We start from the raw sequence: 15,787 nt of genomic DNA, 5'->3' as shown, positions 1-15,787 counted from the left end.
CACATTTAGAGTTAATTCATCGAGAAAAAATATGTATTTATCGATTTCAGCTTGTTGGTTAATATGGTCTAGTCTAACTTTGCATTATAAAAAAGGACACTCTTCATTTGTTAAATTGTGAACGAGTGAATACAATAAACATAGATTTTAATGGTTTTATTTTCTAAAACCACTAAGATCTGAATAGATAAAAACTTATACATTAATATAAACAAATTGAACTTTGTTTAAAAATTTAAACCTACTTATGTTAGTACATGCAAATTTTTTACCCAAAAAGACTTGGGTTTCATTTCTATGGCTTTTACATTTATTTATAATTCCGGTTTTGACAAGTGCACAAACCTATAAAATTAGCGGGACGGTAGTTGACTCTCGTACAAAAGAAACACTGATAGGAGTTCCAATTATAATAGAAAACCGAAATGGCAGTGGTGTATCATCAGATGAGAATGGGAAATATGCCCTTACTCTTCCGAAAGGAGAATACACATTAAAGGTTGATTATATCGGCTTCGAAAAAAAAACCTTGAAAATTTCTCTTAACCAAAATATAAAAAAAGATATCGAACTTGTACAAACTACAATTGGTTTGAGTGAAGTTGTTGTATCTGCCGAGCGTCCCGATGCAAATGTATCCGCACCACAAACAGGGATTGAGAAAATGGAGATACAAACAATAAATAAGATTCCGGTTCTACTCGGAGAACGTGATATCATAAAATCAATACAGCTAATGCCCGGAGTACAAGGTGCCGGAGAAGGCAGTTCAGGGTTTTATGTACGCGGGGGTAGTGCCGATCAGAACCTTATCTTACTGGATAATGTATCGCTCTACAATGCATCCCATCTGATGGGTTTCTTCTCTACGTTCAACTCGGAAGTATTACGTGATGTAACGCTGTATAAAGGAGCTATGCCGGCGCAGTACGGAGAACGCTTGGCATCAATCTTAGATGTTCAACAACGTAATGGTGACAATCAGAAATATCATGTAGCCGGTGGCATCGGGCTTATTTCATCTAATGTGAATGCCGAAGGGCCTATACAAAAAGGGAAATCATCTTTCCTGATAGGGGCAAGACGCACCTATGCCGATGCATTGGCACGTATGTCGGGAATAGAAGATGCAAAAAATGCTTACCTGTATTTTTATGACCTGAATATGAAGTTGAACTTCGCCTTGTCTGATAAAGACCAGATATCTATTTCTGGATATTTGGGACGAGACAAAATGGTATTAAAAGATGCAGCCGAGGTGAACTGGGGAAATAGTTTTCTGATAGCTAACTGGAGTCATACTTTCAATAACAAATGGACTTCTCGCACATCACTATCTTATAATCAGTACGATTACTACTTTGGGATGGAAGTAGGAATGAACTTGAATGGAACAGCTAAAATCAAAGACTATGGTTTAAAGCATGAGTTTATCTTTCAGCAAAGTAAAAACAGCCAATGGCGTTTAGGTGTCAGCTCTACATACCATGATTTGGCTCCCGGAAACTATAATCTGGACTCGGAGCAAAAAAACTCGGTAGATCTGCATCATCGCTATTCGTCAGAAAATGCAGCCTACATATCCAATCAGATCAAGATAACTGATAATCTGGAGGTGGTATATGGACTTCGTGCTTCGGCTTTCATGGCTCTGGGGAAAGGACAATATTATACGCTAGATCAGGATAATAATGTATTAGATAGCACATGGTACAAATCGGGAAAAGTAGTAAAAACATATATAAATCTCGAACCTCGATTTTCAGCTGCTTACAAACTAAATGAAGTATCTTCAATAAAAGCTGCTTATGCACGCACAACACAGAATATGCACTTGTTGTCATACTCGGCACAAGGCACACCCTTCGACCGTTGGACATCCAGCTCCAACAATGTAAAGCCACAGATAGCAGATCAGGTATCGCTTGGGTACTTTAGGAACTTCAATGATAATATGTTCGAATTCAGTATCGAAGGTTATTACAAAGATATGAGAAACCAGCTCGACTTCAAGGACAATGCCGACATAGAAGGATATGACGTTATAGAAACAGAGCTGCTATCGGGAAAAGGAAGAGCATACGGGGTAGAACTTTCACTGAAGAAGCGTCAGGGAAGGCTTACGGGGTGGATAGCATACACTCTTTCGAAATCGGAGAAAAAGATTGACGGCATAAATGAAGACAGATGGTATAATGCATTCCAAGATCGCACGCATGATTTATCAATTGTGGGAATGTACGAACTCAACCCAAAATGGTCGTTATCTGCGGCTTGGGTATTCTATACAGGGAATGCGATTACTTATCCAAGCGGAAAATATCAGGTCAATGGTAAAGATGTGATGTACTATGCAGAGAGAAATGGCTACAGGATGCCTAATTATCATCGCCTCGATCTAGGTGCAACCTGTCTGCTAAAGAAGACCTCTAAATTTCAGTCGGAATTGGTATTCGGTCTATACAACGCTTATGGACGAGAGAATGCTTATATGATTCAATTCCGTACCAATACAAAAGATCCGAGCAAGACAACAGCTTATCAATATTCACTATTTACATTTGTTCCATCTGTTTCTTGGAACTTCAAGTTTTAAACTAAAAAAGCAGGAAAATTATGAAAAGTATAAAAAACAAATATATAATAGTACTTTCGGCTTTAGCTGTAATGCTTGCAGTAACCTCTTGTGAAAAAGAAATAGATGTCGATCTTAATTCGGTTACACCACGCATACAAATAGAAGGTATTGTAAAGCAAGATCAATTGGCTAAAGTAAGAGTAAGCCATACGCTCGATTTTAATGATAATAGCGGCTACCCTTTCTTAAAAGGAGCTATTGTAAAAATCTCCGATGATGCAGGAAACACGGAGATATTGCAACAGGACAATACAGGCTGGTATGTTGCACAGAATATCAAAGGGGTGATTGGTCGCAGTTATAATTTATCAGTAACCTACGAAGATAAAGAATATACGTCTACCTCTAAAATTCCACCTTTAGTAAAACTCGATTCATTGTCGATGTATAAAGTTCCGGTAATGAAATATGCTATTCCGATGATTCACTTCTCCGATCCTAAAGGAGAGACCAATCAGTACTACCGGTGTCTTGTATATATCAATGGAAAACAATTGCCGGATGTAAATGAAATGGTGCTGAGTGCTGAGTTTATGGACGGCAGCCCGATACATCAGTTTTTACCGGTATTCATCAACGATGATGACGTAGACCCAATCAAACAGGGAGATGAGATTGAAGTAGAATTTCAATGTATTGATAAAGGAGCTTATACTTTCTTTTATACATTAAGTAGAATTGAAGATTCGAAGACAAACCCAACCTCCAATATCAAAGGTGGGGCATTAGGCTACTTCTCTGCATCTACTGTAGATAAAATGACTATTACTGCCGAGTGGGAAGAATAGAAGGATGAGTCAAAAGTAATTTAGACTTCTGATTGTTAGTCTTAATTCTACAAAACAAAGAGAAATCTAAATTACTTTTGACTCACTTTTTTTATCCATGTAATCAAGGATTTGAATATCGAAAGCCAAGACACAACACCAATAAAGCCAACGTAAAGATATAGTTTAGAAAGTTAAGAAGTCACCTTATACCCATTTGTTCTATATTTTGACTATTTTTGTACTTAATATCACTATATTTTGCAATGAAACAATATCACGACTTACTGAAACGTGTGCTGGCTGAAGGCACATTCAAAGAAGATAGAACAGGTACAGGTACAATAAGTGTTTTCGGACATCAGAGCCGTTACAACTTGGCAGAAGGATTCCCTGTCCTGACCACAAAAAAATTACACTTAAAATCAATCATATACGAGCTGCTTTGGTTTTTGGCTGGTGATACCAATGCCAAATACCTGCAAGATCACGGGGTACGCATCTGGAACGAATGGGCTGACGAAAACGGAGACCTCGGACATATCTACGGATACCAATGGCGTTCGTGGCCCGACTATAATGGAGGATATATAGACCAGATAACCAATACTGTAGAGACAATAAAGAACAACCCCGACTCGCGTCGTATTATTGTGAGCGCATGGAATGTTGCCGATCTGCCGAATATGAACCTCCCACCCTGCCATGCTTTTTTTCAGTTCTACGTGGCTGATGGCAAACTAAGCTTACAACTCTATCAACGCAGTGCAGACATATTCCTTGGCGTTCCTTTCAATATTGCGTCCTATGCCCTACTCCTAAAGATGATGGCTCAAGTAACAGGATTGCAAGAAGGCGAATTTGTTCACACACTGGGTGATGCTCATATTTATACGAATCATTTAGATCAGGTAAAACTACAGCTCACCAGAGATTTTCGTCCTCTCCCTCAGATGATAATCAATCCTGAGGTAAAAAGTATTTTTGATTTCAAATATGAGGATTTCCAGCTTGAAGGATACGACCCGCATCCACATATAAAAGGAGAAGTTGCTGTCTAAGTGATTTCCATAATATGAACATAAGGAAAGGGCTAATCTCCGATATAGATAATTTAGAAAATCTGTATAACAATTTAAATGATTACCTGGAAGCTAATATAAATTATCCGGGATGGATAAAGCATGTATATCCCATTAAAGAAACTGCTATAAAAGGAATTGAAGAAAAGAGTCTTTTCGTTATGGAAAAGAATGATATTATCCTCGGAAGTATTATCCTTAACCATACGCCGGAAGATGCATATAATCAGGTTAAATGGAAAGTTGATACGGATTACAGTAATATTATAGTAGTTCATACACTTGTAACAAACCCTGACTTTATGAATCAGGGAGTCGCATCCGAATTGATAAATTTCACAAAACAATATTCATCAGCTTTGAATATGAAAAGCATACGGCTGGATGTTTCCATAAATAATACAGCAGCAATATCCTTATACGAAAAGCACGGATATGAATACATAGGAATAGTGGATTTAGGGCTCGGATACGAGCATTTGAAATGGTTCCGTCTTTATGAATTAACCTTATAATACGCTAACTCCCTGCAAATACAGTTTATATACTATTAATTCGACAAAAATACTCTATTATATTTTGTTAATTCCGTGAAAAATAGTAATTTTGCGAGCCGATTATTACGAAATAAAACGTAAAAAATTGATTAGCAAACGATTATCGTTTATCATATCTTAGCTCGATGAACGGATGATAGTTGTGTGAATCAAAAAAGTCATTAACCAAATTAATTTTTAATTAAGTGGATACTTTAAGTTATAAGACCATTTCTGCGAACAAAGCAACTGTACAAAAAGAATGGGTTGTGATTGACGCAACAGGCCAAACCTTAGGGCGTATGGCCTCTAAAGTGGCAAAACTTCTGAGAGGGAAGTACAAACCAAGTTTTACTCCACACGTTGACTGTGGCGACAATGTAATCATCATCAATGCTGATAAAGTTGTACTTACAGGAAATAAATGGAACGATCGCGTTTATCTGAGATATACAGGTTATCCTGGAGGTCAAAGAGAAGCAACTCCTGCAGTTTTGCTGGAAAAAGGAGCTGACCGCTTAGTGCATAAAGTAGTAAAAGGAATGTTACCTAAGAATCGTCTTGGTGCTGCCCTTCTTAAGAACCTTTATGTATATGCAGGAACTGAGCACAAACATGATGCTCAACAACCAAAAACAATAGATATTAACGCTCTTAAATAATTATTAATGGAAGTAGTAAATGCAATAGGAAGACGTAAAGCTGCTATAGCTCGCGTATTCGTAAGCGAAGGAACCGGAAAAATAGTGATCAACAAACGTGAACTAGACAATTACTTCCCTTCAACTATTCTTCAATATGTTGTAAAACAACCTCTAAGCAAACTTGCTGTAGATGGTAAGTACGACATAAAGATCAACCTTAACGGTGGCGGATACAAAGGACAGGCAGAAGCTGCACGCCTAGGTATCGCTCGTGCATTGGTTAAGATCAATCCAGAAGATAAGGCTGCTCTTAGAGCTGAAGGATTTATGACTCGTGACCCACGCGTTGTAGAACGTAAAAAACCGGGACAACCGAAAGCAAGAAAAAGATTTCAATTCTCAAAACGTTAATTTGGATATTATCTTACCCAATTACACTTTGCCGGCATATGCCGCTTAAAAGTTATAAGTTGGTTAATATATAATGATGAGTCGGCCTCATCTCTAAAATTACGTTTAGTATCTAAATTGCCGGGACTTCTGAATATGAGCTACCCGACAATTCGCTAACAGAAAAAGAAAGTAAACGAAACAAAAAAACTAAAAATGGCAAAATTAGAATTCGACCAATTATTAGAAGCTGGTGTACACTTCGGTCACTTAAAGAGAAAGTGGAATCCGGCTATGGCTCCTTACATCTTTATGGAGCGCAACGGTATCCACATTATCGACCTTTATAAGACAATAGCTAAGACTGAAGAGGCTGCTGCTGCATTGAAGCAAATAGCTAAATCAGGTAAAAAAATATTGTTCGTTGCTACAAAAAAACAAGCAAAACAAGTTGTTACAGACTTGGCTCAATCAGTGAATATGCCATACGTGGTAGAACGCTGGCCAGGAGGTATGTTGACAAACTTCCCTACTATCCGTAAGGCTATTAAGAAAATGTCAACTATCGACAAGATGATCAAAGACGGTACTTTCGATACTTTGTCAAAAAGAGAAAGACTTCAAGTAACTCGTCAACGTGCTAAACTTGAAAAAACATTGGGTTCTATCCAAGACTTAACTCGTCTTCCATCTGCTTTGTTTGTGGTAGACGTAATGAAAGAACACATTGCAGTAAGAGAAGCTAATCGTCTTGGTATACCTGTATTTGCTATGGTAGATACAAATTCTAGCCCTGAAGATATCGACTTCGTAATCCCTGCTAATGACGATGCTGCAAAATCTATCGAACTTATCTTAGGAAGCCTTTGCGAAGGAATCAAAGAAGGTCTTGAAGAAAGAAAGATCGAAAAAGCAGATAGCGCTGCTGCTGAAGCTCAAGATGAAGAAGGAGCTCCAAGAAGAGAACGCAAAGCAAAAGCAGGTGCTAAAAAAGCTGTAACTAAAGAAGACCAAGAAGCAATCAATGCGGCTGTAGCCAGCAAGTTTGCTAAAGAGGACGAAGAGTAATAGTATAAAGACTAAATAAATAGCCTCTAAGAAAGCCTTCTTAGAGATTATTTATTTGGTCTTTTTTCTTTAAATCAATAGAGAATAATTATAAACCAAAATAAAAGGAGAAAGAATATGGCAATTTCTATGGCTGATATCCAACATCTACGCAAAATGACAGGTGCTGGTATGATGGATTGTAAAAATGCTTTGAACGAGGCTGAAGGAGATTTCGACAAAGCTGTTGAGATAATTCGCAAAAAAGGACAAGCTTTTGCTGCAAAACGTGAAGACCGTGATGCTTCGGAAGGTTGTGTACTTGCTGCTACTCAAGGCGATTTCGCTGCAATCGTGGCAGTAAACTGTGAAACAGACTTCGTTGCAATGAATGCTGATTTTGTAGGAATGACTAAATCTATCCTAGATGCTGCATTAGAAAACAAACCGGCTGATATCGACACACTGAAAGCTGTTGAAGTTAGCGGTCGTGCTATAACCGATCTTGTAACAGACAGAATGGGTGTTACAGGCGAAAAAATGGAGTTCAGCGTTTACAAACAAATTACAGCTCCTACAGTTGTTGCTTATGTTCACCCGGGTAACAAACTAGCTTCTATCGTAGGTTTCAACAAACCAAACGTTGACGAGCAAGTAGCAAAAGACATAGCTATGCAAATTGCAGCTATGAACCCTGTAGCTCTTGTTCCTGAAGAAGTATCTGAGGAAATCAAACAAAGAGAACTAAGCATTGCAAGAGAAAAAGCAATCGAAGCTGGCAAACCAGAAAACTTGATTGAAAAAATTGCAGAAGGTGCATTAAATAAATTCTACAAAGAATTTACACTTCTTCAACAAGAATTCGTTAAGAATCCAAAACTAACAATAGCTCAATATCTTGCTGCGCACGATAAAGAACTTACTGTTGTCGGTTTCCAACGTTATACTTTGAACGCTGAATAATCGGAGATTCTAAAGAATCATATATAGAAGAGAGTAGTTTTCAGAACTGCTCTCTTTGTTTTTATACGCATACGATATTAAATTGATATGGCTTTTTTTAGTAGCTTTGCGTTCAAAATAAAGTATTAAGATAAACTGTTCCTCGACAGGAGTCTATGAAGGAAAAATCATTAAAAGATAAAACCGTATCCGGACTGAGTTGGAGTGTATTAGATAAGCTACTCCAAAATGCGTTTGTATTTGTTGCCGGAATATTACTTGCGCGCCTAATAGATAAAGAAGGCTACGGACTGATGGGCGTACTTGCCATATTTGTAGGATTAGCAAATATCTTACACGAAAGTGGCTTCTCGAGCGCCATTATTCGTAAGAAGAATATTACACAAGCAGATTACACCACTGTCTTCTATCTGAATATATCTATCGGTATATTCTTGTATCTGCTACTATTCTTTCTGGCTCCACTCATCAGCAACTATTACGATAAACCTATTTTGACAGACTTGTCAAGGTATTTATTCCTATCCTTCCTATTTAACTCTTTTGCTGTAGTACAGAATGCCAAACTCATCAAAGAAATAAATTACAAGCTCATCACCAAGATTAATGCATTCTCAGTATTTACATCATACTCTGTAACACTATTGCTTGCCTATTTTGGTTTTGGAGTATGGGCATTAGCTACCCAGGTGGTACTGTGGACATTCCTTAAAGTTTGTTGCCTGTGGATATTCAGCAGATGGAAACCATCGGGATCATTTAGTAAAGAGTCATTCAAAGATCTGTTCGCATTTAGCTCGAAATTGGTTTTGGGAAGTATTATAAATTCTGTAATGGTAAACATTCCCCAAAACATACTAGGGAAATTCTACTCATTAAGTATCGGGGGGTTATACAATCTAGCTTACAGAAATTACAATTCGGCTAACGATGTCTTAAACGGATCGATATACAGCGTCTCCTATCCTATCCTATCGTCGATACACGATGATGACTACCGATTGAAATATATATTCAGAAAATTTATCAGGATCAAAGCATTTGTCATATTCCCGATGTTTATGGGCATAATATTGGTAGCCCAATCATTTATGTACATACTGGGAGAACAATGGCTTTCAGCAGCTCCCATCCTGCAACTGCTATGCATTGGCGGTATATTTGCAGGCCTTGAAACTACAAATGGAGATATATTAAGGATAAAAGGTAAATCGGGATTGATTCTTATTCTGACAATTATGCATGCTATATTGATTTTCAGCTCTATATGTATCCCTTTTATTTTCGGGCTCAGTTATCTATATTACATTGCGGGTATTTCGACAACCTACATTATCAGATACATTGTATCCTCTATCATGTCTAATAAGCTGATAAATTACAGTCTGGTTGAACTAATAAAAGATTTATTGCCTTATTTCGGAATATCATTTATTTGTATACTATGTGGCTATATGCTCAGGTTTGCGATATCCCAACCTGTTGTATTAATGATATGCCAAATAGCATTTGTAGGAGCTTTGTATATAGGAACTTTATATTTTTCAAAAGCCAGAATATTGAGAGAAGCCATCGAATATGTTACCAATAAAAGGATAAAGAAATGAAAGTCAGCATCTGTATCCCGGCTTATAAACATATTGATTTTCTGAGACGTTGCCTCAACTCTATTTTAGAACAGCGTTTTACAGATTACGAGGTCGTTATCACAGATGATTCTCCCGATGATTCACTACAAAAACTGATTGAAGAATATTCGGACGAGCGAATAAAATATTTCAAAAACAAAAAAGCTTTAGGCTCTCCGCTGAATTGGAACGAGGGAATAAAAAAAGCTAAAGGAGAATATATCAAGATACTTCATCATGATGATTGGTTTTCTTCTCCAGACAGCTTAGGAAAGTATGTCTGTCTGTTGGATGAAAATCCAAATGCAGACATTGCTTTTTCAGCAAGTTGCGACTTGGATAGCAATAATAATTCGAAACCTCATGTAGCAAGCAGTGAATTTATTTCAGAACTTGAGAATGATGCTACAATAATATACACCGGCAACCGGCTGGGTGCTCCAAGTGTATGTATTTTCAGAAACAAAGGCTATCTTTTCGACCCGAATCTGATATGGCTGGTAGATATGGATTTCTACATGCAGGTGATTATGGCTAAAGATAATACATTCGCATTCTCTCCGGAAATATTGGTTAATATCGGAATCAGTGAGTTTCAAATCACACAGCAATGCCTCGCAGAAACGAAGGTGAAAATATCAGAGAAAATATACCTTTACAAAAAGTACAGCTTGGAAAACAAACCTGCCAAATATAGAAAAAGCCTTCTGAAATACATGGGACGAGAAAAAATTCGAAGGACATCCGACCTCAGAGATATTCTGCCGGATTCAGATTTTACCTTCTCTAGGTCAGATACTTTCCGGGCATATATATACCATGCAAGAAAGAAGATTAGAAGTCTTCTTCCTCGATAAGCAACAAAAACCTTGGTATAAGTGTTTTAACAATGCAATATCTGTTCCTACAATAAATTTACATTATTACGAACTTATAAAGAAATAAAAATATGATTATAATAATGTCTCCTGCAAAGTTGCAGGATTTTGAAAAGCCGGCTCCGATAAAAGAGTCAACCACCCCACTCTACGCGAAAGAAGCTAAAGGATTGTACAAATCGATGGAAGGTATTACTCCCGGAGAAATAGCGTCTCTAATGAGTATTAACCCTCAGCTGGCACACGATGTATACCAATACATCCACGCATATCCTCTAAGCAAAACACCACAAAAACAGGCAGCATTTGCTTATAATGGAATAGCATACAAGGGACTGGACGCGCAATCATTTTCTGCGGAGGATATCGATTTTGCTCAAAAACATTTACTACATATTTCAGGGCTGTATGGCGTGCTTCGTCCACTAGACCTGATTAAACCATATCGTCTCGAAATGCAAATCCCGATAGTGAACGATAAAGGGAAAGATTTGTATGCATTTTGGTCCGACACCATCAGTAAGTACATAGCCAAACAAATGAAAGCTGACGACAATGTCCTTATCAATCTGGCTTCGAAAGAATACTCCAAAGCTGTAGATAAAAAGCTGTTGCCTAAAGGACACAAGATCATAACTCCTATCTTCAAACAGCAAACAGATAAAGGATATAAACAAATAGTAGTTTACGCAAAAAAAGCACGGGGTATGATGACCCGCTTTATTATACAAAATCAACTGAAAGATATAGAACATCTGAAGGGTTTCGATACCGAAGGATATACTTTTGCACCACAGCTTTCGGATGATAAGGAATGGGTATTTATTCGATAAGATCGACTTGCTATTCCGCTATAATTTAACTAACTTTGCGTAGTTGGAAAATAATAATTAAAACAGTAAATAAAGATGAAAAAAGTAGTATTAATTCGCCACGGAGAAAGTGTTTGGAACAAAGAGAACCGCTTTACAGGATGGACAAACGTTGACTTGTCGGAGCAAGGAGTACAAGAAGCTATAAAAGCCGGAAAACTATTGAAAGAAGAAGGTTTCAAATTTACATTAGCTTATACTTCTTATCTGAAAAGAGCTGTTAAAACGTTGAACAATATCCTTGACCAAATGGACTTGGATTGGATTCCTGTTGAAAAAACATGGCGTTTGAACGAAAAACATTACGGTATGCTTCAAGGCTTAAACAAAGCTGAGACTGCTGAAAAATACGGTGACGAGCAAGTACTTGTTTGGAGACGTAGTTACGATGTTCCACCTGCTGCACTAGAGCCAACAGACCCTCGTTCAGCTTCTCAAGATCCTCGTTACGCAGACGTACCTAAAGCATATATCCCTGAAACAGAAGCATTGAAAGAAACAGTAGATCGTATCCTTCCATACTGGCAAGAAGTTATCTACCCATCATTGATGTGTCACGATGAAATTATCGTTGCAGCACACGGAAACAGCTTACGTGGTATCATCAAATATCTGAAAGGAATTTCGGACGAAGATATCGTTAGCTTGAACCTACCTACAGCTGTACCTTACGTTTTTGAATTCGACAATGATTTGAACCTCGTGAAAGATTATTTCCTTGGCGATCCTGAAGAAATCAAAAAACTGATGGATGCTGTTGCTAATCAGGGAAAAAAGAAATAAGATAAACAACTCAGCCTTCATACAGGCGTGGAAGTTTTATAATAACTAGTCTGACTAGCTGAAAAATAAAAGAGACTAAACCAACACTTTGGTTTGGTCTCTTTAGTTTTAACACTATAGAGTGAAAATAATTTATTTCTGTACCCAATTTTTTATACTTTTGGAGTTCAATCCTAAAATTAAATGTCACGCAAAAAACTTTATAACAGATTCCTTGTCTGGAAGACCCAAAATGTAAAAGAGAAACAGATGGTCTTGTTCGTAAGTTTCCTGATCGGAATATTTACAGCATTAGCAGCTTTTATCCTTAAAAGTGCAATTCACTTTATACAACATCTTCTTACTTCTCCTTTCCTCACAGAAGGTGCTAACTATATGTACCTCATATATCCTATAGTTGGTATTTTAATCGCCGGAATGTTTGTTCGCTACATCGTGAGAGATGATATCAGCCATGGTGTTACAAAAATATTGTATGCTATATCTCAGCGTAAAAGCTTTATAAAGCTCCATAATGTATATACCTCTATTGTAGCCAGTTCTATTACAATTGGTTTTGGGGGATCGGTTGGGGCGGAAGCACCTATTGTACTTACAGGATCGGCTATCGGGTCTAATCTGGGACGTTTCTTTAAGGTAGAACAGAAATACCTGATGCTGCTGATCGGATGTGGTGCTGCGGGTGCCATTGCGGGTATCTTTAAAGCACCTATTGCGGGATTGGTTTTTGTGGTGGAAGTATTGATGCTCGACCTGACAACGTTTACTGTACTTCCGTTGTTGGTAACATCTGTAACGGCAGCTACCATTTCATATCTGACGATGGGGACTTCGGCAATGTTTAATTATGCCTATACAGAGCCTTTTACCCTCGAACGTATCCCTTATGTTATTTTGCTGGGGATTTTTTGCGGATTGGTTTCTCTCTATTTTACCCGTGCTATGGGGTGGACAGAAGGAATATTTCGCAAGATGTCATACTGGCAAAAGTTTGCGTTTGGTGCAAGCATATTGAGTATATTAATATTTTTGATGCCTCCTCTTTACGGAGAAGGTTATGATACAATAGAGGCATTGATCAGTGGAACAAAGAACTACACCGGTCTGTTGGACAATAGTGTTTTCTTTGAATTTAAAGATACCCGTTGGACTATCGTCTTATTCCTTGCGGGAGTTCTGCTGATGAAAGTATTTGCGACCAGTGCAACCAACGGTGCAGGAGGAACAGGGGGGATATTTGCTCCATCTTTGTTCTTGGGTTGTATTGCCGGATTTGTATTTTCTTTTACTATAAATCACTCACGACTAACAGGTTTTGCTCCGTTATTGCCGGAAGAGAATTTCGCATTAATGGGAATGGCAGGTGTAATGGCAGGTGTAATGCATGCCCCTTTGACGGGAACATTCCTGATTGCAGAGCTGACGGGTGGATATGAACTACTACTCCCTCTGATGATTGTTTCTATCTGTTCTTACGTCGTGATCAAGTTTTTTGAGCCACATAGTATCTATTCGATGCGTCTGGCAAAGAAAGGGGAGCTTATAACTCACCATAAGGATAAAGCCGTACTTACACTGATGAATATTGAGAAACTGATAGAATCTAATTTTCAGACAGTGAGCCCTGATATGTATTTGGGCGATATGGTGAGAGTTATATCACAATCATCTCGCAATGTCTTTCCTGTTTTAGATGAGCAAAAGAGATTCTTGGGTATTGTTCTTATGGATAATATCCGAAATATTATGTTTCGCCCCGAATTATATAACCGCTTCAAGGTATCACGCTTTATGACATCACCTCCGGCTATTGTGGTTGTAGGTATGACTATGGAATCTATAATGAAGAGCTTTGACGAAACTAAGGCTTGGAACTTACCTGTGGTAGACCAGAATGATGTATATCTGGGATTTATCTCCAAATCTAACATTTTGGATGTATACAGAGGGGTATTAGCTGAGAACTTTGTGGAAGAATGACACTGCTTTTTCCTAAATAATATTTATAAATACATAAAGTCTGCTAGAGTTTTATATCTTTGCTTTTTAGAGTAAAACTTAAATAATTAGGTATTTATGAGACTGTTTATAGGTATTCTGTCGGCTGTAATTATTCTTACAGGTGCTACTTTGACTGTTTTGGCGCTCTGGGGAATTAAACCCATCGAGTGGGGCATTATATGGCGTTCGGGGGCAACAATCGCTATAGCTTGTATTACTTTTTTGGTTATGTGGCTTGTTAAGGCATTGTTTTTCAAGAAAGATCCTTTTAATATAGATAGGAATAACAGAAAAAATCAATACTGATAATATCTATATCAAAATAAACGAAGCGTAGAGATTGTTTGATTTATCAATCTTTACGCTTTTGCACTTTTAGGAATAGCGTTTTATCCTTAAATTTGCATTAAACAATCAGAATAAATGAATAAGAAAGATTTGCGTATCGTTTTCATGGGGACTCCTGATTTTGCAGTAGAAAGTCTGAAAAAGCTCGTTGAAAACGGATATAATATAGTGGGGGTGATAACCATGCCCGACAAACCAAGCGGCAGAGGATACAAAATACAGTATTCTGCTGTAAAGAAATATGCGTTGGAACAGAATCTGCCTTTGTTGCAACCCGAAAAACTAAAGGATGAAACTTTCCTCAGTGAACTAAAGGCGTTGAAGGCTGATTTGCAGATAGTAGTTGCATTTCGCATGTTGCCCGAGGTGGTATGGGATATGCCCCGATTGGGAACTTTCAATCTTCATGGCTCGCTGCTACCGCAATATCGCGGTGCTGCGCCTATCAATTGGTCTATAATAAACGGGGATAAAGAAACAGGTGTAACCACCTTTTTCCTTACTCATGAGATAGACACAGGTAAGATAATTCTACAGGAAAAGATCAAGATAGGAGAAAATGACAATGCAGGTAAAATTCACGATGAATTGATGGTTGTCGGAGCCGGGCTCGTACAAAAAACAGTTGATATGATCTTGGAGGGTAGTGTAGATGCTGTAGATCAGAAGCAGTTCTTTTCGGATGAAAAAGACTTGAAACATGCGCCCAAAATATTTAAAGAGACTTGCCGCATCAACTGGAATAAATCGGCAGGAGAAATACATAATTTAATTCGCGGGATGTCTCCTTACCCTACGGCATGGACAGAACTTCTTAGTGAGGGAAAAAAACCTCAAATGGTAAAAATATATCGTTCGGAAGTTATTCCTTCTGCAAACACTCTAGTTCCGGGAACTATTCTGACTGATAATAAAACATACCTGCATGTTGCATGTAGCAATAGCCTTATCAGCATGAAAGAGATTCAGTTTGCAGGGAAAAAAGCGATGAGGGTAGATGAAGTATTGAGAGGGTATAAAATAGAAGAAGGAGCTTATTTTAAATAATTTAGTTTGACTAAATTTATCTTATTATAAAATAACGAAGGAGAATAAAAAACAAAATGTTACACAGATACTATAAATAAAAAAGTGTCACTTTTGTTACTTTTTTAATAATAGCTCTTTAACCAGAGATTTACATAAAGTTGAATCCGAAAGGGGCTAAGAA

General features: G+C 37.7%; 15 protein-coding genes. All 15 read left to right on the top strand.

Annotated elements, in window-relative coordinates:
- Positions 1 to 328 precede the first annotated feature (328 nt).
- The gene (locus BGO84_RS07280) at positions 329 to 2,596 is read left to right on the top strand and encodes a TonB-dependent receptor (RefSeq protein ID WP_291028635.1); all 2,268 of its coding nucleotides are present in this window, start codon (positions 329 to 331) and stop codon (positions 2,594 to 2,596) included.
- A 20-nt stretch (positions 2,597 to 2,616) separates the two neighbouring features.
- On the top strand, positions 2,617 to 3,426 hold the full coding sequence (locus BGO84_RS07275) for a DUF4249 domain-containing protein (protein ID WP_291028634.1): 810 nt from the start codon (positions 2,617 to 2,619) through the stop codon (positions 3,424 to 3,426).
- A gap of 245 nt (positions 3,427 to 3,671) precedes the next feature.
- Positions 3,672 to 4,466 (top strand): thymidylate synthase, encoded by a 795-nt coding sequence (locus BGO84_RS07270; protein ID WP_283686126.1) that lies wholly within the window; start codon positions 3,672 to 3,674, stop codon positions 4,464 to 4,466.
- Positions 4,467 to 4,480: 14 nt separating this feature from the next.
- Positions 4,481 to 5,002 (top strand): GNAT family N-acetyltransferase, encoded by a 522-nt coding sequence (locus tag BGO84_RS07265; protein WP_291028633.1) that lies wholly within the window; start codon positions 4,481 to 4,483, stop codon positions 5,000 to 5,002.
- Positions 5,003 to 5,229: 227 nt separating this feature from the next.
- Positions 5,230 to 5,685: a 50S ribosomal protein L13 gene (gene rplM, locus BGO84_RS07260; protein WP_006842959.1), complete on the top strand. Its 456-nt coding sequence runs from the start codon at positions 5,230 to 5,232 to the stop codon at positions 5,683 to 5,685.
- A 6-nt stretch (positions 5,686 to 5,691) separates the two neighbouring features.
- Positions 5,692 to 6,078, top strand: a complete 387-nt coding sequence (rpsI, locus tag BGO84_RS07255) for a 30S ribosomal protein S9 (protein ID WP_006842960.1) — start codon at positions 5,692 to 5,694, stop codon at positions 6,076 to 6,078.
- Positions 6,079 to 6,273: 195 nt separating this feature from the next.
- Positions 6,274 to 7,125: a 30S ribosomal protein S2 gene (gene rpsB, locus BGO84_RS07250; protein ID WP_006842961.1), complete on the top strand. Its 852-nt coding sequence runs from the start codon at positions 6,274 to 6,276 to the stop codon at positions 7,123 to 7,125.
- Between the two features lie 117 nt (positions 7,126 to 7,242).
- The gene (gene tsf / locus BGO84_RS07245; RefSeq protein ID WP_135105105.1) at positions 7,243 to 8,067 is read left to right on the top strand and encodes a translation elongation factor Ts; all 825 of its coding nucleotides are present in this window, start codon (positions 7,243 to 7,245) and stop codon (positions 8,065 to 8,067) included.
- Positions 8,068 to 8,222: 155 nt separating this feature from the next.
- Positions 8,223 to 9,674, top strand: a complete 1,452-nt coding sequence (locus tag BGO84_RS07240; RefSeq protein WP_291028632.1) for a lipopolysaccharide biosynthesis protein — start codon at positions 8,223 to 8,225, stop codon at positions 9,672 to 9,674.
- Entirely contained in the window at positions 9,671 to 10,552 is an 882-nt protein-coding gene (locus BGO84_RS07235; protein WP_291028631.1) for a glycosyltransferase family 2 protein, read from the top strand. The genes BGO84_RS07240 and BGO84_RS07235 overlap by 4 nt, the downstream gene beginning before the upstream one ends.
- Positions 10,553 to 10,644: 92 nt before the next feature.
- Entirely contained in the window at positions 10,645 to 11,406 is a 762-nt protein-coding gene (gene yaaA, locus BGO84_RS07230) for a peroxide stress protein YaaA (protein WP_291028630.1), read from the top strand.
- Positions 11,407 to 11,481: 75 nt separating this feature from the next.
- The gene (gpmA, locus tag BGO84_RS07225) at positions 11,482 to 12,228 is read left to right on the top strand and encodes a 2,3-diphosphoglycerate-dependent phosphoglycerate mutase (protein WP_006842966.1); all 747 of its coding nucleotides are present in this window, start codon (positions 11,482 to 11,484) and stop codon (positions 12,226 to 12,228) included.
- Between the two features lie 183 nt (positions 12,229 to 12,411).
- On the top strand, positions 12,412 to 14,208 hold the full coding sequence (locus BGO84_RS07220; protein ID WP_291028629.1) for a chloride channel protein: 1,797 nt from the start codon (positions 12,412 to 12,414) through the stop codon (positions 14,206 to 14,208).
- Positions 14,209 to 14,304: 96 nt separating this feature from the next.
- Positions 14,305 to 14,535 carry a hypothetical protein gene (locus BGO84_RS07215; RefSeq protein ID WP_252638911.1) on the top strand — a complete coding sequence of 77 codons (231 nt, stop codon included), beginning with the start codon at positions 14,305 to 14,307 and terminating at the stop codon, positions 14,533 to 14,535.
- Positions 14,536 to 14,652: 117 nt separating this feature from the next.
- Entirely contained in the window at positions 14,653 to 15,624 is a 972-nt protein-coding gene (fmt, locus tag BGO84_RS07210) for a methionyl-tRNA formyltransferase (protein WP_291028628.1), read from the top strand.
- Positions 15,625 to 15,787: the final 163 nt, after the last annotated feature.

The organism is Dysgonomonas sp. 37-18 (assembly GCF_001899125.1).
GTDB lineage: Bacteria > Bacteroidota > Bacteroidia > Bacteroidales > Dysgonomonadaceae > Dysgonomonas.
Note: the sequence above shows the minus strand (reverse complement) of the source record. Positions and strands in the feature narration are given on the sequence as shown.

What these genes read in the sequence shown, in the direction of transcription:
- tsf (WP_135105105.1), top strand. Translation starts at nt 7,243, where the DNA reads ATGGCAATTTCTATGGCTGATATCCAACATCTACGCAAAATGACAGGT.
- fmt (WP_291028628.1), top strand. Translation starts at nt 14,653, where the DNA reads ATGAATAAGAAAGATTTGCGTATCGTTTTCATGGGGACTCCTGATTTT.
- BGO84_RS07240 (WP_291028632.1), top strand. Translation starts at nt 8,223, where the DNA reads ATGAAGGAAAAATCATTAAAAGATAAAACCGTATCCGGACTGAGTTGG.
- BGO84_RS07270 (WP_283686126.1), top strand. Translation starts at nt 3,672, where the DNA reads ATGAAACAATATCACGACTTACTGAAACGTGTGCTGGCTGAAGGCACA.
- BGO84_RS07235 (WP_291028631.1), top strand. Translation starts at nt 9,671, where the DNA reads ATGAAAGTCAGCATCTGTATCCCGGCTTATAAACATATTGATTTTCTG.
- BGO84_RS07265 (WP_291028633.1), top strand. Translation starts at nt 4,481, where the DNA reads ATGAACATAAGGAAAGGGCTAATCTCCGATATAGATAATTTAGAAAAT.
- gpmA (WP_006842966.1), top strand. Translation starts at nt 11,482, where the DNA reads ATGAAAAAAGTAGTATTAATTCGCCACGGAGAAAGTGTTTGGAACAAA.
- BGO84_RS07215 (WP_252638911.1), top strand. Translation starts at nt 14,305, where the DNA reads ATGAGACTGTTTATAGGTATTCTGTCGGCTGTAATTATTCTTACAGGT.
- rpsB (WP_006842961.1), top strand. Translation starts at nt 6,274, where the DNA reads ATGGCAAAATTAGAATTCGACCAATTATTAGAAGCTGGTGTACACTTC.
- yaaA (WP_291028630.1), top strand. Translation starts at nt 10,645, where the DNA reads ATGATTATAATAATGTCTCCTGCAAAGTTGCAGGATTTTGAAAAGCCG.
- rpsI (WP_006842960.1), top strand. Translation starts at nt 5,692, where the DNA reads ATGGAAGTAGTAAATGCAATAGGAAGACGTAAAGCTGCTATAGCTCGC.
- BGO84_RS07220 (WP_291028629.1), top strand. Translation starts at nt 12,412, where the DNA reads ATGTCACGCAAAAAACTTTATAACAGATTCCTTGTCTGGAAGACCCAA.
- BGO84_RS07275 (WP_291028634.1), top strand. Translation starts at nt 2,617, where the DNA reads ATGAAAAGTATAAAAAACAAATATATAATAGTACTTTCGGCTTTAGCT.